The sequence below is a fragment of the Pelagibacterium sediminicola genome (assembly GCF_003390885.1).
Taxonomy (GTDB): Bacteria; Pseudomonadota; Alphaproteobacteria; order Rhizobiales; family Devosiaceae; genus Pelagibacterium; species Pelagibacterium sediminicola.
This window is the reverse complement of sequence record NZ_QMEL01000010.1, coordinates 74,587-92,230: the sequence shown is the minus strand read 5'-3', so window position 1 is coordinate 92,230 and position 17,644 is coordinate 74,587. Positions and strand designations below refer to the sequence as shown.

General features: G+C 59.7%; 16 protein-coding genes, 1 tRNA gene and 1 CRISPR repeat array. Of the genes, 11 read left to right on the top strand and 6 right to left on the bottom strand.

From position 1 onward, the window contains the following. Nucleotides 1–159: 159 nt before the first annotated feature. Nucleotides 160–1,582: direct repeats of the CRISPR family, unit length 36 nt; unit sequence GTTGCCGTTGGACCGCGTTTTCTGAACTGCTAGGCT. A gap of 72 nt (nucleotides 1,583–1,654) precedes the next feature. The 3 genes from cas2 to cas9 are packed head-to-tail and all read right to left on the bottom strand — an operon-like array spanning nucleotide 1,655 to nucleotide 6,238. Further along, on the bottom strand, nucleotides 1,655–2,020 hold the full coding sequence (gene cas2 / locus DQG18_RS14200) for a CRISPR-associated endonuclease Cas2 (protein WP_245958471.1): 366 nt from the start codon (nucleotides 2,018–2,020) through the stop codon (nucleotides 1,655–1,657). After that, complete coding sequence (gene cas1 / locus DQG18_RS14195) at nucleotides 2,017–2,937, bottom strand: type II CRISPR-associated endonuclease Cas1 (RefSeq protein ID WP_116654906.1); 921 nt, start codon at nucleotides 2,935–2,937, stop codon at nucleotides 2,017–2,019. Before cas1 ends, cas2 begins: the two co-directional genes overlap by 4 nt. 49 nt (nucleotides 2,938–2,986) lie before the next feature. Then, complete coding sequence (cas9, locus tag DQG18_RS14190; protein ID WP_245958470.1) at nucleotides 2,987–6,238, bottom strand: type II CRISPR RNA-guided endonuclease Cas9; 3,252 nt, start codon at nucleotides 6,236–6,238, stop codon at nucleotides 2,987–2,989. A 506-nt stretch (nucleotides 6,239–6,744) separates the two neighbouring features. On the opposite strand from cas9, the gene DQG18_RS14185 reads away from it, so the two are divergent. Both DQG18_RS14185 and DQG18_RS14180 read left to right on the top strand, forming a co-directional pair. Next, nucleotides 6,745–7,293, top strand: a complete 549-nt coding sequence (locus DQG18_RS14185; RefSeq protein ID WP_116654905.1) for a ribonuclease H family protein — start codon at nucleotides 6,745–6,747, stop codon at nucleotides 7,291–7,293. Beyond that, nucleotides 7,287–8,132: a ParB N-terminal domain-containing protein gene (locus DQG18_RS14180; RefSeq protein WP_116654904.1), complete on the top strand. Its 846-nt coding sequence runs from the start codon at nucleotides 7,287–7,289 to the stop codon at nucleotides 8,130–8,132. The genes DQG18_RS14185 and DQG18_RS14180 overlap by 7 nt, the downstream gene beginning before the upstream one ends. A 77-nt stretch (nucleotides 8,133–8,209) precedes the next feature. Here DQG18_RS14180 and DQG18_RS14175 read toward each other — a convergent pair whose 3' ends face one another. Further along, nucleotides 8,210–8,623, bottom strand: coding sequence for a hypothetical protein (locus DQG18_RS14175; RefSeq protein WP_116654903.1), 414 nt, complete (start codon nucleotides 8,621–8,623; stop codon nucleotides 8,210–8,212). 716 nt (nucleotides 8,624–9,339) lie between these two features. Here DQG18_RS14175 and DQG18_RS14170 point away from each other — a divergent pair. Beyond that, entirely contained in the window at nucleotides 9,340–9,978 is a 639-nt protein-coding gene (locus DQG18_RS14170) for a recombinase family protein (protein WP_116654902.1), read from the top strand. 67 nt (nucleotides 9,979–10,045) lie between these two features. Here DQG18_RS14170 and DQG18_RS14165 read toward each other — a convergent pair whose 3' ends face one another. Then, nucleotides 10,046–11,659 carry a DUF6538 domain-containing protein gene (locus DQG18_RS14165; protein ID WP_116654901.1) on the bottom strand — a complete coding sequence of 538 codons (1,614 nt, stop codon included), beginning with the start codon at nucleotides 11,657–11,659 and terminating at the stop codon, nucleotides 10,046–10,048. Nucleotides 11,660–11,738: 79 nt separating this feature from the next. After that, nucleotides 11,739–11,813, bottom strand: a tRNA-Thr gene (locus DQG18_RS14160). Between the two features lie 149 nt (nucleotides 11,814–11,962). Between DQG18_RS14160 and DQG18_RS16365 the strand changes: the two genes are divergently transcribed. The 8 genes from DQG18_RS16365 (at nucleotide 11,963) to yacG (ending at nucleotide 17,522) form a co-directional block, all read left to right on the top strand. Then, a complete protein-coding gene (locus DQG18_RS16365; protein WP_198669781.1) occupies nucleotides 11,963–12,112 on the top strand; it encodes a hypothetical protein in 150 nt (49 codons plus the stop codon). A gap of 108 nt (nucleotides 12,113–12,220) precedes the next feature. After that, nucleotides 12,221–13,513 (top strand): UDP-N-acetylglucosamine 1-carboxyvinyltransferase, encoded by a 1,293-nt coding sequence (gene murA, locus DQG18_RS14155; RefSeq protein WP_116654900.1) that lies wholly within the window; start codon nucleotides 12,221–12,223, stop codon nucleotides 13,511–13,513. 89 nt (nucleotides 13,514–13,602) lie between these two features. Continuing rightward, complete coding sequence (locus tag DQG18_RS14150) at nucleotides 13,603–14,064, top strand: DUF2948 family protein (RefSeq protein WP_342771506.1); 462 nt, start codon at nucleotides 13,603–13,605, stop codon at nucleotides 14,062–14,064. Nucleotides 14,065–14,082: 18 nt separating this feature from the next. After that, nucleotides 14,083–15,378: a histidinol dehydrogenase gene (gene hisD / locus DQG18_RS14145; protein ID WP_116654898.1), complete on the top strand. Its 1,296-nt coding sequence runs from the start codon at nucleotides 14,083–14,085 to the stop codon at nucleotides 15,376–15,378. After that, the gene (locus tag DQG18_RS16690; RefSeq protein WP_116654897.1) at nucleotides 15,375–16,331 is read left to right on the top strand and encodes a UPF0262 family protein; all 957 of its coding nucleotides are present in this window, start codon (nucleotides 15,375–15,377) and stop codon (nucleotides 16,329–16,331) included. The genes hisD and DQG18_RS16690 overlap by 4 nt, the downstream gene beginning before the upstream one ends. 95 nt (nucleotides 16,332–16,426) lie before the next feature. Next, entirely contained in the window at nucleotides 16,427–16,645 is a 219-nt protein-coding gene (gene infA / locus DQG18_RS14135; RefSeq protein ID WP_116654896.1) for a translation initiation factor IF-1, read from the top strand. Nucleotides 16,646–16,671: 26 nt separating this feature from the next. Continuing rightward, a complete protein-coding gene (locus DQG18_RS14130; RefSeq protein WP_116654895.1) occupies nucleotides 16,672–17,310 on the top strand; it encodes a Maf-like protein in 639 nt (212 codons plus the stop codon). Further along, nucleotides 17,310–17,522 carry a DNA gyrase inhibitor YacG gene (yacG, locus tag DQG18_RS14125; RefSeq protein ID WP_116654894.1) on the top strand — a complete coding sequence of 71 codons (213 nt, stop codon included), beginning with the start codon at nucleotides 17,310–17,312 and terminating at the stop codon, nucleotides 17,520–17,522. Before DQG18_RS14130 ends, yacG begins: the two co-directional genes overlap by 1 nt. Nucleotides 17,523–17,644: the final 122 nt, after the last annotated feature.

Here is a 17,644-nt window from a genome sequence, read left to right as displayed (position 1 = left end):
CGAACCTGGGCTTCCAGAAAGTCCCGCTCTTCGACGCTTAAAACAATTTCATCCGCTACCCGGCCCGCCATATCATTCTCCAAATCGCTTGGACCAATGATACGAATTACAGTTCCAGGTGACTAGGCTCACTGCTCATTTCATAGCCGCCGAGACTGAGTTGCCGTTGGACCGCGTTTTCTGAACTGCTAGGCTGCGCTATCAGATCGCTGACCGACTTGTGCCGTTGCCGTTGGACCGCGTTTTCTGAACTGCTAGGCTCGATGCGGGCGATATTGACGGCGACGATCTGTTGCCGTTGGACCGCGTTTTCTGAACTGCTAGGCTCGATCGTGATCGAAATAGGCGCGGACATCGTTGCCGTTGGACCGCGTTTTCTGAACTGCTAGGCTATACTCGGGCTGCAAACGTGGTTGCAGCCGGTTGCCGTTGGACCGCGTTTTCTGAACTGCTAGGCTACCATGCCTCAGCCCCTCATCGATGGCATGTGTTGCCGTTGGACCGCGTTTTCTGAACTGCTAGGCTCTTCCTCCAGCGGCCTGCCGTCCATCGACAGTTGCCGTTGGACCGCGTTTTCTGAACTGCTAGGCTACACTTACTGCTACGGTAGGAGGACTAGAAGTTGCCGTTGGACCGCGTTTTCTGAACTGCTAGGCTATATCCGATGACCTCTACACGCGGGAATGAGTTGCCGTTGGACCGCGTTTTCTGAACTGCTAGGCTCCAGACGTGACGCTTACGCCTATTGGTGGTGTTGCCGTTGGACCGCGTTTTCTGAACTGCTAGGCTCTTGCCACGTTGCGAGACGTGACGTTATCGGTTGCCGTTGGACCGCGTTTTCTGAACTGCTAGGCTGAGCGGCGCGAGGAGACCGAACTGTCCTACAGTTGCCGTTGGACCGCGTTTTCTGAACTGCTAGGCTGTGGCGTAAAAACTGCGGTGAGTATGTCATGTTGCCGTTGGACCGCGTTTTCTGAACTGCTAGGCTTCGGGCGGAACAAACTGAACTGTTTATTCGGTTGCCGTTGGACCGCGTTTTCTGAACTGCTAGGCTCAACGGGCGGTAGCGATTGGTCGTCCGATGGTTGCCGTTGGACCGCGTTTTCTGAACTGCTAGGCTGGCATTGGCCGCATGGCGTCAGCCATTGGAGTTGCCGTTGGACCGCGTTTTCTGAACTGCTAGGCTCGCGGAACACAGTGAATTCATAGCCGCCAAGTTGCCGTTGGACCGCGTTTTCTGAACTGCTAGGCTTAACAACGTCGATTGGGATGTTTCGGTGCAGTTGCCGTTGGACCGCGTTTTCTGAACTGCTAGGCTGAACCATACGCTGGCCAGCGCCCTCCCAACGTTGCCGTTGGACCGCGTTTTCTGAACTGCTAGGCTCGCCGCCAAGGCCCTTCACCTCGCCGGTGGGTTGCCGTTGGACCGCGTTTTCTGAACTGCTAGGCTCATCCAACACCTTCACATTGCCTAACAGCTGTTGCCGTTGGACCGCGTTTTCTGAACTGCTAGGCTGTTCTCGGCTTCACCTCCGACGAGCGGGGGGTTGCCGTTGGACCGCGTTTTCTGAACTGCTAGGCTCGATCGCCGCTGATCTCTCTGATATTATTGGAGAAATCGGCGGCGTGGGGCGCTATGAAATGCATCGAAAAATCAGAAAAGGGCGATCTGGTCGGGGGTTTTCTGATTCGCGCGGCGGCCCTGGGATGAGAAGCGGACGATGTTCTCGTATTGGCGGTCGGTGAACTGGAAGATGAAGACATCGCCCAGCTCGGGAAGTTTTCGTTCGATCTTGCGCACATAGGCATCGAATTGCTCCCGCCCCTTGCAGAACCGCAAGTAATTGGAAAGTTGACTCATTTCAAAGCCAAGATCAAGCAGATCGTTGCGGAATCGGGTTGCCGCAGCGCGCTGCTTTTTTGTTTCGACAGGCAGATCGAACGTAACGAGCATCCACATCAGTCTGTATCCGCTTAAATGCGTATCGCGCGTTTCCGGCGCATTGGCTTTGCGGCTCATGCGTCCTCGAAATCCCGTGATTCGGCAGATGCCGTTGCCAGCGTGAAGGGCAGGCTCAATCGCGGCTTGCCGAGCTCGAAACTGGTTGCAAGACTATGGGCGAGGCGCTGTGCATGGAGTCCCAGCGGGGTCGTCTGTGCTTCGTGCACGAGATCGAGCGTGCCCAACGTGGCGAGGCGCCGCTTGGCCTCCGGCGTCACCGCCTCGATCCCCTCGCTAGCCAGTTCATGGACGAAATCATCGACCAGCGGCCGGTAGGGCTCCATCAGGTCGTCGGCCAGCGCAAAGGCATTGGCGCGGTTGGCGTGAAAGACGCCAAGGGTAGGATGCAGGCCCGAGGCGCAAATGGCGCGCGAGACGATGGCGCGCAAAACCGTGTACCCGTAATTGAGCAGCCCGTTTACCCCGCCCGCCGCGCGGTCACGGGTGAACGCTTCTCCAAACAGCAGTTTCCAGTACCGGCGCGCCGCCTGCGCTTCCACATTGTCAGGATCGCCCGAGCGCACTTTTCGCGCGAGCATCTCGAACGCACCAGCCGGCTTGCCGTGCCGCTCGATCACGGCGCCCTGCATCATGATCTTGGCAGAAACGATCTGCCGCCAGAGCTGCTTTTGCAAAGGCCGCGGCGCGGCCAATTGGGCACGCATGCGCGCGCCTTGCAGATGGTGTCCTTCGAGCGGCCACAACAGCACAGACGGCGCGTGATTGGTGCCGCAGATGACAACCGGCACCCCGCGTTCGGCCAGCCGGGTGAAAACGGTGTTGGACCAGCGCAGGCCCGGTGCATGCGCGATGACCCCGCCGATATCATCGAGCGCTATCCGCCCGGCTTCCTCGCCCTGGCGCTCGACCAGCAAAAAGCCCCGGTGCACGTGGAGGAACACGTCCTCGCTTGCAATGTCGACGATCCTGTCCATGGGCGCGAGAATAGCCGATGGGCGGGCCGTCCACAGATTTATCGTTTGTTTACCTTAACGGCCCCTGCGCCCTTGCCTTTCGGCTTGCTCTGTCCTGCGGGCCCGGATCGAAAACCTGCCCGATCTCGTCGACGCGGATCTGACGCAAGCCGATATCCTTCATCGCGCCCGCCGATTTGTAGAAATATTTGAACGGATCGTCCCTGTCCGCATCGCGCGCCTTGAGCGGCCCGGCCTCGTTGTGGGCGGCAAAGGTCATCTGCCCGCTCTGGCCGAATTTGACGACCCGGCCATATGTCAGGCCCGTTTCGGGATGCTCATAGGCGACAAGATCGTTCTGCTTGAGGCTGAGGACGCGCCGCGCCGCGGGATTTTCCGCATGAATCTTTGAGGTCCAGTCCGAACGGTGCGCCTCATACATGGACACCACCTCATGAACCCATCGCCCGTTGGGCAGTTCCCACACATCATAGCGGAAATTGGCGTCGCCCTTATAGGCCTTATAGGGCTTGCCCGAACTGTCGGTGATGGGGATGACATTGAGCACTTCGGTCACGCGCACCCGACGAATGCCCTTGTATTTGGGGTCCCGGTCCTTGATCCGCTGCAATGCCTCGGTGAAATCCTTGCCGGTCAGGCCATAGGTTTCGTGCTCCAGATAGTCGCGCAACTGATCGTCCCGGATCGAGGGAAGATCCCGTGGTTCAAGCGAAAGGAAAGGCTTTCGCCGCACGACGATGGGCACGCCGTTACGGTCTTCACCCGTCAGCCCATAGGCCGTGTCGTTATGCAACTGGCCCGCCGTACTGCCGGGTTTGTCCTTGCTTGGCAGCGTGCCGTGGTCGGGGCGGTGGCTGACGGTGATCCGGCCGACCGCCGCCTGCACGTCCTCGCGAAAATCCTCCCACGGCGGATCGAAGCGCCGCAGCGCGTCCTCGGAGCCGACATCGGCACCGCGCGCCGCCTCGTGAGAAATCCTTTGCAGCATGGCGCGGGTCGTGACGCCTACGACGATGGCGTCGATCGCGTGATGACGATGATCGTTGCGGTTCTTCTGGTTGTGGTCGGCCAGCACCGAATTGAGGCCCCACGCGCGGCGCAGCATCTCGGTCAGCCGCCCGGGCACGACGCGGACGTGGTTGCGGCGGGAAAAGACCCCCCATTCGTCCGATTCCTCGTCGGAATAGAGCGACGCCAGATATTCGTGCGCCAGCCGGGCCAGATATTGCGTGTCGGTCAATTGCCGGGCAAGAAAGCTTTCTTCGCCGTCAAACCGCTCCCATGCATCGGGCGCGAAACGCCAGCGCTTGCTGTGGTGGAGCTTTGCAGCGCGCTCGAGAATTTCGGGGTAAGTGGCCTTCCATTCCGGCACGTCGAAAGGCGCAAAATTGCGCTTCAGGCGATTGCAGGTGTTGTGCACCAGAATGCGGTTGGCGCGGCTGTCGTCGAGTGTCCTCGACCACGGCAGGATGTGGTCGATATCGACGACCCCGGAAAACAGCGTTTCGATGCCGATGGCGCCACCGCAATAAACGCACACGCGGTTGACCGGCTGCTCGCCCAATTCTTCCCAGAAGCGCAAAAGCGCGCGGTTGTAACCGTTGTTTTCAACCCCGGTTTCCAGAAGCTTTTCTGCCCGCCGCTGGGCGTCCCGCGTATTTTTTGCGATCCTGGCGTTCACCTCGCGCTTCTGCTCCTCGGAGAGCTTGAGGTCCCTCGCGAGTTCGATGGCGATCTGCCCGGGCTTGCCATATTTGCGGATCAGCGCATTGACCACCCGCCGAAGCTGGTTGAGCGCGATATGGACGGTGGGGTTGGTGATGCGCCCCATGCGGATGTCATAGGGATCGTCAGGCTCGCCGGTGCCGGGGGGAATGCGACGTTCGAGCACTTCCTGATAATTGGGCAGGCATTCCAGACCCTTGCCCAGCCGGGCCAGAGCGTGATCATACCCCGCGCGCTTTGCCGCCTCGGCCTCCGAAATCACGTCGGCCTTGAGTTCATCGAGCATCGAACGCAGCGCCGTCTCGCCCAGCCGTCCATAGCCCTCCGGCAATCTTGCGCTGGCCACCGCATCGCGCCGTTCGGGCTCGAACCCGAATTCGGCCTCCAGCCAGGCGTTGAGTTCGAGGGGGTCGTCTGTCTCGCGCAGCTTTTCGATCACGGCCCATTGCCCGGTCTCGTCCAACGCGAACCATTGCTGGCCAAAGCGCGTCTTGTGGCTCATTTCGGCGGCCACCTCGTCGCCCTTCATCTTGTCGCGCGCATCGCTCGCCTTGTTGAAACGGGCATCGGGCTGGCCCTTGACGATCTTGCCCAGCAGGGCCTTGTAGCTGCTTTCCTTTACCGTGCGCAAAAGTGTGACCAGCAGATCGCGCTGCTCGAGGGTCAGCGGAATGCCTTGGGAATTGGTCTGCGTCACGATCCTGAGCTCGTTGACCTCCTTATAAAGCCGGAAGGTCTGGAACAGGGGATGGGCCTTGGCGATGCGGGGTTCGGCAGGGTTGAAGCTGCATTTGCCGACGAGGGCGGGCTTTAGGGGGCGCTGGTAAAACATGACGCGGAACAGATGCTCTCGCCGCTCCTCGGTCAGAACGTCCGGATAATGCAGCGCCTGCGCAGCCCAGATGGCGTTGAACTCCTTTTCGAGCATCGCCCGCTGGGGGTAAAAGCCGTAAACCTCGACTTCCTTGCCCTTTTCATTGACGCGCGGTTCAGGACGCACGCGCACCCGGCCGTGATCTTGCCGGTCAGTGCCGCGTTTCTCGAAAAGATACTGCCCGAGGGTGCGGCCCGCGAGTTGTTTGTCGAGTTCCGCAATGCCGGTGGCGATCTTGCCGGATTCATTGTCGCGGCTGTCGGTTTTCCTGTTGGATTTGAAGCCTCTGCGCTGGTTGAGGTGAAAAAGAGCCCGGCCAACGTGAAAAAGCGGCAGCTTTTCATCAAGCGCCCGCGCGCGCAGCGCGTAAACGTCCTGCGGAACGCCGCTTTTGCGGTCATTGGTCTCGGCCACCAGCCTGCGCCGCGCTTCGGGCGTATCGGGCATCAGCCCATATTCGGCCAGAACCCGCAGCACCGCCTTGCGCCGCCGTTTATACCGATCCCGCCGCCGCGCCATCCCCCGCGCCACCCGCCTCCCCTCGGCGAGCGAGGTGCCCGATTTGGGCTCGCGCCCATCGGAAAAGATGCGGACCCCGGAATCGATGATGCGGTTGGGATTTCCATCCGCATCGAGTCCGAAAACGGCCCAGCCGATGGAATTTGTGCCCATATCGAAGGAAAAATGCGTTCTATCCAGCATAGCTCCCCCAGCCTGCTCATGAACATCGAGTCAAATTCTCCCGAGATGAAATACTCACGGAATTTGAAGAATTTTGCAACCAGCGCTTACTTGTTGATTTCAGGAGAAGATTGCGTTACGTTTATTTTACTGCCTAGCAGTTCAGAAAACGCGGTCTGGCTGTTAACAAGCTTCGACAGCACCAAATAAGGCGCATCCTCCGGGATGCGCTTTTTGTTTTCGTCGGCAAGCGGGGGAAAATGGTGCTGCTGGACAGGATTGAACTGTCGAATTTCACCAAGTTACCATTGATTTTAAAGGGTTTTTTCCATCCGCTAACATTGCGTGTGTACCACCTATGTGGCCTATTTAAAACCCCAAGTTTAGATTGTGTCCCCATAGAAGGGGATGAAAGACCAACATCCGTCTGTGCCCCCTAAGCGGCCACCACCGCACTCACACATAGACCACTTTGAAAACATGCCGGGAGTACCCCTGAGTAACCCCCGGAGAAATAATCATCAAACATGATCGATAACGAAAACGAAGGTCTGCACCTTGTGCTGGCCACCGATGGCGCTTGCCTTGGAAACCCCGGACCCGGGGGATGGGCCGTCATCATCCAAGAATGTGTAGGTGATGCCGTTGTTAGACGCTCTGCTATAGCCGGATGCGCCAAGGACAACACCACCACGAATAACCGGATGGAACTACAGGCTGCCATTGAAGCCCTGAGGGTTGCCAAGGACCTTTCCTATACCGCCGTCACCATTGTCACGGATAGCCAGTACGTTGCCAAGGGTGCCTTGGAATATCTCCCGGGCTGGAAAGCCAAGGGATGGCGCAAGAGTGACCGGAAGCCTGTGATGAACAAGGACCTTTGGGAACTTCTCGATACCCTCAGGCAAGACCTTGAGGTTCACTGGGAGTGGACCCGAGGGCACTCGGGCAATCCTTTGAATGAAATGGCAGACATGATCGCGAATGATGCTGCCGCCGGGGTCTATAGTGGTGACCTAGAGGATATGCGCCGGTTGTGTCCAGAAGCTTTCATGGATGACGGCGGGCCATGCTGATGAAGACCGTTCGATTGAAGTTTGACAGCGTGGCCGATGGTCTCGCCCATATCCGAAAGGCGCTAGAGGAAAACCCCGGGCAACCGGCAGTGCCTGCCAAGGGGATGCCGCTTCGAGAGATCATGGTGTGTGAAACCGTGTTTCAGCGTCGGGACACCTTTGGCAATCGCCGGGGCCGGGAGGAACATATTCGGGACCTCAAGCGGGCCATTCAGGATTCCCCCGGCACCATGGAACCGCTCGACATATGGTGGGGCGGTGATGGCTGGTATATGCTCGACGGACACCACCGGGTTCTCGCCTATGAGAGCCTGAGGTTCACCGGGAACGTGCCTGTCAGGGTCATTACGGGAACCTTGGATGAAGCCCTTGAGCATGTCGGTAGGGTCAACACCCGGGGAAAACTGCCGATGACACTGGAGGAACGCAACAGCCTTGCCGTGTTCTATGTCTGCCAGTTCCCTGGCAAGTCTCTCCGGGAGATTGCGGCAATGGGCGGAGTGGGCAAATCCAATGTCGGAAAGATGAAAAAGGCGGTCAGCAAGGTCATCGACTTAGGGCACACACGGGAGGAACTACTGGGACTGTCTTGGTATGAAATTCAGCAGATGGCCCGTGGGGAGACCGAGAGTGATTACGATTATGAAGGTGAAATGAGAAAATTAACCAATGAGATCAAGCAGGCCATCGGGCCGATCCTCGGGCATAAACCTCATATGAAAGCCGAGGCAGTCACGATGGCACTGCAAGAGATTTCACCGGCCCTATACCGGGGCATTCTGGATTTGGGGAACCCGGTGGATGACTTTGAGGAAGACCCGATAGACGCCGAGTATTGACCTAAAGAGAGACCCCGGAGTGTCCACTATAGAATGTCCATTTTGGACACTCTGGGCCGCTCTCACTTCAGTCTTAATCAGATGCTGCGAAGTGCCTCAGCAGCATCAGCATCGATCTGGTACATCCATCCGCCCTTCAACCTGACCCGTTCATAAAATTGCGGATCATTCTGGCCAGCGTCCAACAAATTATCCCTGTGCCCCGCTTTATTTCCATTCCAAATCATCACCATCACAAGGAAACCGACAATTCCCCACCACCACCCACTTGTGAACGCGAAATACATACCAGCAAAAAAGGCGATGATGGCAAGCCACTTGTAAAAACTAAAGGCAGCAGACGTGGTCCCTTTCGGCTTTATTCCCGCCATCTGAAGTTTGAGCGCAATGTCTTCGCTCATACCCAGCCGTAGTTTGCCCGCCTGTGATAGCTCTTTCATTGTTTGGTATGGTATTTCAATCTGGTTGGATGCCAAGTATACCTTCGTCATGCTTTCCCCTTCCTGAGCATCCCGAAGATATTTCCCGGTTTGACTAAATCGTCAAGTCCCGCCAGCAGGTGTTTCCAGCTTACCCTTGCTTGTACTGGCGAGATCATAGGAAACTACATTTCTTGGAGTCACAGGGCTTTCTATGGGGCACCATCATCCAAGGCGGTCACTTGGAAATCGTCCGCACCTTCGGGTAAGCTATCCCACCCCCGATCGCAAGCGTCCAGATCATCCGTAGCGCGAACGGTGGCAATGCGAACGATTGACCCATTAGGGCCATAGAAATCGATCCGATAAGGGATGGCGGGGGCGGTCTCATACATTGCTGCTTTCTCCTCTTATAGAGCGGCTTTCTCGTTTCCGGTGAGAGGAGTCCCTAGGGGGACCCTTTGGGAATTTTTGAGAAAACCTGTGTGACGATATTCGTTATAGGGCTGGTGATCGGAATCCCCCCGATACCCGTCAGATGGGACCCGTTCATTCCTATGCCGCGATCATTGCACACGATCTAAGCCATTGTAAATACTAATAAATCTTCGCTAGCGTGGAGACTCCACTACCGTGGTGATCAAGGTGAGAAGGGAACGGAGTGCCTGCCCACAGGGTATACCTTTATGGGCATTACCGGTGATAGCTGGAAAGGTGCCCATAAGGGTTGACATTGCGTTGTGGGCATGAATTCATATGGGCACAACCCTTATGAACGGAACCCCACCATGTCCCGCACTATCCTTTATGCCCGTGTGTCCACCGCAGACCAAAATCTCGACCACCAAAGGACCCAAGCGGAAGCCGCCGGGTTTGCCATAGATGAAGTCATCGCAGACCACGGGGTATCCGGTGTCAGCACCAAGCTGGCCGAGCGCCCCGAGGGTAAGCGCCTCTTTGATAAACTCCGGCACGGAGATGTTCTTGTGGTCCGCTGGGTGGATCGGCTGGGCCGGAACTATCAGGACGTAACCGACACCATCAGGGAGTTCATGCGCCAAGGGATTATTGTTCGCACCGTCATCAACAACATGACGTTCGATGGTGCCACCACAGACCCCGTGCAAATGGCAGTTAGAGACGCACTGATAGGCTTTATGGCCGCAACCGCACAGGCACAGGCGGAAGCCACTAAAGAGGCTCAGAGGGCCGGAATAGCGGATACTAGGGCCAAGGAGCCGCAGAAGTACCGGGGGAGAAAGCCTAGCTTCACGCGGGAGCAGTTGGGAACCATGCGGGACATGCTGGCTCAGGGAGCCGGGGCATCGGCAATTGCCAAGGCCACCGGGTTAACCCGCCCGACAGTCCAGAGGCTCCGGGAGGATATGGCGGGTGCGGAAAGGATGCTGGTTAGATGGGAGGGATGATGAAAGTGGGTGTGGATTCGATCCCACATTTTTTGCCGGGGCCTATACCGATAGACTCTAGGACTGGCTAGTCGATGATGAACGGTTCAATCCTTTCGATTTCCTGAGCTAACCCGGGGAGCATGGCGAAGGTTTTACCGTATTCCTCGCTGGACCCGCCGCCCGAGCGCCCTGTGATATACCGCGCGGCACTGTCTGATACGCGGTAACGGCGGCAAAGGTCCTCAAATAGATGTCGCCATCCGTGATTAGGGGAGACACCCTCCCGTGTGATCCCTGCACCGTTCTCATGGCGAAACCACCGCCCTACATAGGAATCCGCGTTAGGACCAAAGAGACGCCCCCGGGGGGAACCTTCGACAAACGCCCGGAATCCCTCAGCTTGAAGCGCGGAATGCACAGGCACATACCGAATTGCGTTCGCATTCTTCACACTACGCGTATCGGTGGTGCGTATCTTGAAGAACCAATATCCCTCTGTTTCAAAGAAATCTTTCCGCTCCAAGGGAGTAAGCTCATTGATGCGGGCACCCGTGTAAGCGCACAACCAAGGGAGCCAGCGGGTCCTTGAGTCAGTTTCCCGGCGGGCTGCTCGCAATACATGTGCCGCTTCATCGAGCCGAATTGCACTGATATCAGATGGCTTTCGGGTAAACCCGGGAAGTTCTAACGGGCCAACTGCGGCAAGAGCACGTTTTAGCCCACTACTCTCAGGGAATCGTTCAACGCCCCACCCCAGCATCGTTTTGATGGAGCCCACTTTATCATTGACGGTCCGGGGCCCGTTTGGCCGCTCCGGGTCAGTGAGTAGAGACACCTTCCATGCCTTCAGTTCAGCATGGGTCACCGTGTCTGCCCTGTCGCCATCATCACCACGAAACACAGCAAACTCTGTGGTGTAAGTTTTGTACTGTCTTTGGGTACGGGTGGCGAGTGGCTGGTATTTTGCCCCCAAGCCTAAGCGACGGTGTTCTGCCTCAGCATCGATGATTTGGTGGAAGGTGATGGCGGTCGAGGGGCGGAATTCCACAGAGGACTTTGGCGGCTCAAATGAGGGGAACCGGTCAGCATTCGTGTCTGGGCGATAGTCCCCCTTGGCACGGCGTTCTAACAAGCCCGAGACCTCTTGGACCGCAATGGCCACCTGATTAAGAAGCGCCATACGGCTTTCCGGGGTCACCCGTAGATGATGCCGCTCCAAAACAACGTCAACAAACGGGCCGAAGCGGTCCTCCAACGGGTCCACCACCACAGGGCGAATCGTCAACAGATGGAGATGTGGCCTGCCAATCAAGGCATCAGCATTCAAGGCGCGAATATGCGACCAAAGCTCCGGGGACCCGGGGTTATCTTCAAGAACAGACCAATCACGATAAACTTCCCCGGCCAAGGCCACCGCCTGCCTATGCGTCAAGGTTATTTCATTGGAGCGAAAGCTATCCCAAATAAGGTCATATTGGTCCTGAACCTCCCGGGCACGTTCCTTGGCTTCTCGGGGGTCCTTGGTGGACAACGAGACCTTAAGCTCACCTCCTATCGTCAATTGACGCACAGTACCATCAACCGTGACGGAAACCTTTTTGCCCCTAGCATCCTCTAGGATATCGCGCGGAGTTCGCTGCCTATACTGATAGACGCCGGTGCGCTTGTGTTTGTATGGTGCGGGCATAGCTTTGACCATGTGCGCCACCTGTGTGTACCACAAGCGGACCTAAAAACCCTGAAAACACAAATTGTTATGTAAAATCAATAGGGAGGAATGGTGCTGCTGGACAGGATTGAACTGTCGGCCTCTCCCTTACCAAGGGAGTGCTCTACCACTGAGCTACAGCAGCGAAAGGCGAAATCGCACCAGATGGGGCGAATGCGGGCCGTTACTGCCACAGGCCATCTGTGGACGCAAGGGCAAAAAGCTGGCATTGGACAATCCTCCCAAGCCTCACGCAACTTCGTAAAAATGGCAAAATCCGACCGCGATCAAAGATTGGCCGCAAAGCTTCGTGAAAACCTCAAGCGCCGCAAGATGCAGGCGCGGGCCCGCAAGGATGCCCCCGCCGCCGCGATGGAGGATGCGCGTGAACCCGATCACCCCCAAAAGACCCGTCCCCGGCCCGAGGCCGATGACGAGGACTGAACCGCGATAGGCGGCGCCTTGCGGCATTTCCCCCGCTGCGTTACCAGTCTGGACCCGCTTTCGATCAATTCCCGATCCACGCCGATCCCCGGCCCCAAGGAGTAGCTCATGGACCGTATCCGCCTCGTCGGTGGCCACGAACTCAACGGTGAAATCCCCATTTCGGGGGCCAAGAACGCCGCGTTGCCCCTGATGATCGCATCGCTGCTCACCCAGGAGCCGCTGGTTCTGGTCAACGTGCCGCGCCTTGCCGACGTCAAGCAGCTCGAACGGATTCTGGAAAACCACGGCGTCGACATCGCCGTCCATGGCCGCCGCCGGGGCGATGCCGATATGGGCGGGCAGCGGATCACGTTCACCGCGTCCGACATCGTCGATACCACCGCGCCTTACGAGCTGGTCTCCACCATGCGCGCGAGCTTCTGGGTCATCGGGCCGCTTCTGGCGCGCGAGGGCACGGCCCGCGTCTCGCTGCCCGGCGGCTGTGCCATCGGCACGAGGCCCGTGGACTTTTATCTCGAGGGCCTGCGCGCGCTCGGCGCGGAAATCGATATCGACGAGGGCTATGTCGTGGCGCGCGCGCCGGGCGGACGCTTGAAGGGCGCGACGGTCACCTTTCCCAAGGTTTCGGTGGGTGCGACCCATGTGGTGATGATGGCGGCAACGCTCGCCCAGGGCACCACCATCATCGAGAACGCCGCGCGCGAGCCCGAGGTGGGCAATCTCGCCGAATGCCTCGTTGCCATGGGTGCGAAAATCTCCGGCATCGGCACGGACAGGCTGGTGATCGAAGGCGTTGAAACGCTTGGCGGCGCCATCCACGAGGTGCTGCCCGACCGCATCGAGACCGGCACCTATGCCTTTGCGGCCGCAATGACCGGCGGCGACGTGCTCCTGCGCGGCGCGCGGCCCGAACTGTTGCAGGCAGCGCTCGATGTGCTGGCGCGGACCGGGGTCGAGGTGCGGACCGAGACGGATGGCGTGCGCATCGTGCGCAACGGGAGCGGCATCGACCCGGTCGATATCGAGACCGAACCCTTTCCCGGTTTCCCCACCGATCTTCAGGCCCAGTTCATGGCGCTGATGGCGCGCTCGACGGGAGTTTCGAGTATTCGCGAGACCATTTTCGAGAACCGCTTCATGCACGTGGCGGAACTGGCCCGTTTCGGCGCGCGCATCAGCGTCGACGGACAGACCGCGCGGGTAACAGGCGTGCCGGAGCTCAAGGGCGCACAGGTCATGGCAACCGATCTTCGCGCATCGGTCTCGCTGGTGATCGCGGGGCTGGCGGCGCGCGGCGAAACGGTGGTCAACCGCATCTACCATCTCGACCGTGGTTTCGAGCGGCTCGAAGACAAGCTCAGCCGCTGCGGCGCGCAGATCGAACGGATCGCGGGATAGACGGTCCTCCATCCCGTCCCTCCGGATCGACGCTCGCTCCGCCCAATTTCAGGCTTGCACTTTGGCGCGCAAATGCCCAGATGTGTGCCATGAAAGCTCAAGACATCGCGAAAGCGGCCATGACCGACCTCAAGCTGCTGGCACTGGACAGCGAAGATCTCGATATCGTTTCAGCCCACGTGCAGGATGCAGTGGTGCGGGTGGGCGATATGGGCTTTGCCAAGGCCGACCGGCGCTTCGTCATGCTGATCAACCGCTATGCCTGGGAGGCGGGCGGTACGCGCGGGCGGGGCGAACGCCGGCGCGCGGGGCTGCATTTCGACTTCGTCGAAACCGCCCAGGCGGAAGGCTTTGACCTCAACGCCAAGGACGGCGTGCTCGAACTGCTTGCCGTGCGGTTCATTTCGGGTACGGAACCGGGCGGAGAGGTCTTGCTCACCTTTGCCGGTGGTGGCACGGTGCGGCTGGAGGTTGAATGCCTCGAAGCCCGGCTGCGCGATCTCGGTGGCGTCTGGGCGGCGAAAGCGCAGCCCCGCCACGATTTGGACTGAGAGCCCGATTCCACATCCATGCCCGTTTTCCTCAATTCCGCCGATCCCGGTTTTGCGCGCGCCTTTGAAGACCTCTTGGGGTCCAAGCGCGAAACATCGGTGGAAGTCGGCGACACGGTTGCCGGAATCATCGCCGATGTGCGCGCAAGGGGCGATGCGGCGCTTATCGAGTTGACCGAAAAATTCGACCACCTGACGCTCACCCCGGAAACGCTGCGGTTTTCGCAAGACGAGATCGAGGATGCCTACGCCGCAATCCCCGAAAAGGTGCGCGCCGCGCTGGAGTTAGCGCATCGCCGCATCACGGCGCACCACGAAAAACAACGCCCCGCCGACACCAGCTATACCGATGAGATCGGCGTAACGCTCGGCGCGCGCTGGACGGCCATCGAGGCGGTGGGCCTTTACGTGCCCGGCGGGCTCGCCTCCTATCCCTCCTCGGTGCTGATGAACGCGGTGCCCGCAAGGGTCGCGGGCGTCGAGCGGCTGGCCATGGTCGTGCCCACGCCGCGCGGCGAGGTCAACCCTGCGATTCTTGCAGCCGCGAAAATCGCAGGCGTTACGGAGATCTATCGCGTCGGCGGCGCACAGGCCGTGGCCGCGCTCGCCTATGGTACCGAAACGATAGAACCGGTTTACAAGATCGTCGGCCCCGGTAACGCCTATGTCGCGACCGCCAAGCGGCAGGTGTTCGGCACGGTCGGCATCGACATGATTGCCGGTCCCTCCGAGGTGCTGATCATCGCCGACGAGACCGCCAACCCCGCATGGGTGGCCGCCGATCTTCTGGCGCAGGCCGAACACGGCGCGGGCGCGCAATCTGTGCTGGTGACGACCAGTCAGGATCTGGCCGACGCGGCAACGCGCGAGGTGGAGCGCCAGCTCGCCATATTGCGCGCCCCGGAAAACGCACGCGCCGGCTGGGAAGAATTTGGCGCGGTCATCGTCGTTGCCTCGCTCGATGAAGCCGTCGACATCGCCAACCGGTTTGCCTCCGAGCACGTCGAACTGGCGCTGGACGCGCCCCAAGAGGTGCTTGAAAAGATCCGCAATGCGGGCGCCATCTTCGTCGGCCATCACACCCCCGAAGCCATCGGCGATTATCTTGGCGGGTCCAACCACGTACTGCCGACGGCGCATTCGGCCCGGTTCGCCTCGGGGCTGGGCGTGCTCGATTTCGTCAAGCGCACCTCGATCCTGCAATGCTCGCCAGCATCGCTTGCCGAACTGGCCGACGCAACGGTGACACTGGCCGAAACCGAAAGCCTCGAGGCCCATGGCCGGTCCGTCTCGATAAGGCTCAACCACCCATGAGCAAACGGCCTTTCGATCCCAAGACCGACAGGATCGTCACGGTAACGCTCGACCCCAACACCATCATCTCGGTCGACCCCGACGAGGTCCACGAGTGGCGCGTAGCCATTTACGACCTCATCGATTCCAACCGCTTCTACCCCGCGCGGGTGACGGCCAAAGGGCCTTACGCGCTGCACCTTTCGATCGTCCACAACCATATCGTGCTCGACGTGCGCGATCCCGAAACCTTCAACCCCATCGCCGCGCATTACCTTTCGCTGACCCCGTTCCGGAGCCTCATCCGCGACTATTTCCGCATCCGCGAAAGCTATTACGAGGCGATCCGGTCCGCCTCGACCCATCAGATCGAGGCGGTGGACATGGGGCGGCGGGGGCTGCACAACCAGGCCGCCCAGCTCCTGATCGAGCGGCTCGACAACAAGCTGGTGATGGACCTTGAAACCGCCCGCCGGCTGTTCACCCTCATTTGCGCGGTCCAGCCCTATGCCTCGCGCGTGCCGGAAGACGAAAGCCAGTTACCCACCGTGCTGTTCGTCTGTTCGATGAATTCGGTGCGCTCGCCCATTGCCGCCGCGCTGGCGCGCAAGAATTTTCCCGGCCAGCTGGTGGCGCGCTCGGCAGGGGTGAGATCGGGCAAGGTCGATCACTTCGTCCACAAGGTCATGGACGAGGTGGGGGTCGACATGTCGGTCCATACGCCCCATACCATGGATGAGTTGATGGCATCCCATTTCGATGTCATCGTGACCCTTGCCCAAGAGGCGCGCGAGGCGGTCGAGGCGCGCGGACTGCAAGCGCCCGTTATCGAGCATTGGCCGACGCCGGACCCCTCGGAAACCGAGGGGACGCGCGAGACGACGCTCGAAGCCTACAGGCGCCTTCGGACCGAACTCGATGCGAGACTTCACGACCGGCTCGGCGCCATGCTCGAACGCGTTGCGGCAAGGTAGGGCACGGGACTTTCATTTACCGGCGTTTGCGTTTAGTTTGCGCGCCACATCACGGGGGCCCCGCCCGTTGCTGCGGGGTATTGTCAGGAGACAGAATGGCAAAAGAAGAAGTGCTCGAATTTCCGGGCGTGGTTTCGGAATTGCTGCCGAACGCGACGTTTCGCGTAAAGCTCGAGAACGATCACGAGATCATCGCGCACACGGCCGGCCGCATGCGCAAGAACCGCATCCGCGTGCTCGCGGGCGACAAAGTGCTGGTCGAGATGACCCCTTACGATCTCACCAAAGGCCGTATCACCTACCGCTTCAAGTGATTGCCCAAGCCCAGGGGAGCTAACGCTTGTCCAGACGCCCCGAACTGATCCTGGCCTCGGCGTCCCCGCGGCGCCTTGCGCTGCTCAACCAGATCGGCATCGAGCCCGAGCATCTGATTCCGGCCCATGTGGACGAAACGCCCGAGCGCGGGGAATTGCCCCGCAAGCTCGCCCAGCGCCTCGCCCACGCAAAGGCCGTCGAGGTGCACAGGAAGGCGCGGCAGGCCGGGCTTGCGGACGATGCCGTGATCATTGCGGCAGACACGGTGGTGGCCGTGGGGCGGCGCGTCCTGCCCAAAGCCGAAACCATGGACGAGGCGGCAAGCTGCCTGCGCCTGCTTTCGGGCCGCGCCCATCGCGTTTTCACCGGGCTTTGCGTCATCTCGTCCTCGGGCCATGCGCGCGAACGGCTAGTCGATACCCGCATCCGCTTCAAAAGGCTCTCCAACAAGGAAATCGAAGCTTACCTGGCTTCGGGCGAATGGAACGGCAAGGCGGGAGGCTATGCCATCCAGGGCATTGCCGGCGCGTTCGTCGTCAAGCTCAGCGGCTCCTATAGCGCCGTGGTGGGCCTGCCGCTTTACGAGACGTCCGCCCTGTTGGCGGGCGAGGGCTACCCGGTGCAGTTCAACTGGCTCAATCCCCTCACCACCGCAGGTGCCTGATGAGTGCTTCGGTCACACGGCTCAGACCCCCGAAACCCTGCCCGATATGCGACAAGCCCTCGGCGCAGAAATACCACCCCTTCTGCTCGGCCCGCTGCGCCGACATCGACCTTGGCCGCTGGCTCAAGGGCTCCTACGTCATTGCCGGCAAGGAGAGCGCCCAAGCAGCGGAAACCGACGTTTCGGACGGCGATGGCGAAGACGAAAACTGACCGCATGCACCCCGGCTGGTGAAAAGCGATAAAGGGCCGGGAAATCGTCATCGGAGTGCTGGACAGGCCCCGCCCTACACCCTATAACCCGCCCGACCAGCATGAGGCGGCACCCCGCCCAG

Bases quoted from the DNA above. Each gene is read 5' to 3' on its own strand.
- cas2 (WP_245958471.1), bottom strand. From the start codon at position 2,020: ATGAGCCGCAAAGCCAATGCGCCGGAAACGCGCGATACGCATTTAAGC.
- cas1 (WP_116654906.1), bottom strand. From the start codon at position 2,937: ATGGACAGGATCGTCGACATTGCAAGCGAGGACGTGTTCCTCCACGTG.
- cas9 (WP_245958470.1), bottom strand. From the start codon at position 6,238: ATGCTGGATAGAACGCATTTTTCCTTCGATATGGGCACAAATTCCATC.
- DQG18_RS14185 (WP_116654905.1), top strand. From the start codon at position 6,745: ATGATCGATAACGAAAACGAAGGTCTGCACCTTGTGCTGGCCACCGAT.
- DQG18_RS14180 (WP_116654904.1), top strand. From the start codon at position 7,287: ATGCTGATGAAGACCGTTCGATTGAAGTTTGACAGCGTGGCCGATGGT.
- DQG18_RS14175 (WP_116654903.1), bottom strand. From the start codon at position 8,623: ATGACGAAGGTATACTTGGCATCCAACCAGATTGAAATACCATACCAA.
- DQG18_RS14170 (WP_116654902.1), top strand. From the start codon at position 9,340: ATGTCCCGCACTATCCTTTATGCCCGTGTGTCCACCGCAGACCAAAAT.
- DQG18_RS14165 (WP_116654901.1), bottom strand. From the start codon at position 11,659: ATGGTCAAAGCTATGCCCGCACCATACAAACACAAGCGCACCGGCGTC.
- murA (WP_116654900.1), top strand. From the start codon at position 12,221: ATGGACCGTATCCGCCTCGTCGGTGGCCACGAACTCAACGGTGAAATC.
- DQG18_RS14150 (WP_342771506.1), top strand. From the start codon at position 13,603: ATGAAAGCTCAAGACATCGCGAAAGCGGCCATGACCGACCTCAAGCTG.
- hisD (WP_116654898.1), top strand. From the start codon at position 14,083: ATGCCCGTTTTCCTCAATTCCGCCGATCCCGGTTTTGCGCGCGCCTTT.
- DQG18_RS16690 (WP_116654897.1), top strand. From the start codon at position 15,375: ATGAGCAAACGGCCTTTCGATCCCAAGACCGACAGGATCGTCACGGTA.
- infA (WP_116654896.1), top strand. From the start codon at position 16,427: ATGGCAAAAGAAGAAGTGCTCGAATTTCCGGGCGTGGTTTCGGAATTG.
- yacG (WP_116654894.1), top strand. From the start codon at position 17,310: ATGAGTGCTTCGGTCACACGGCTCAGACCCCCGAAACCCTGCCCGATA.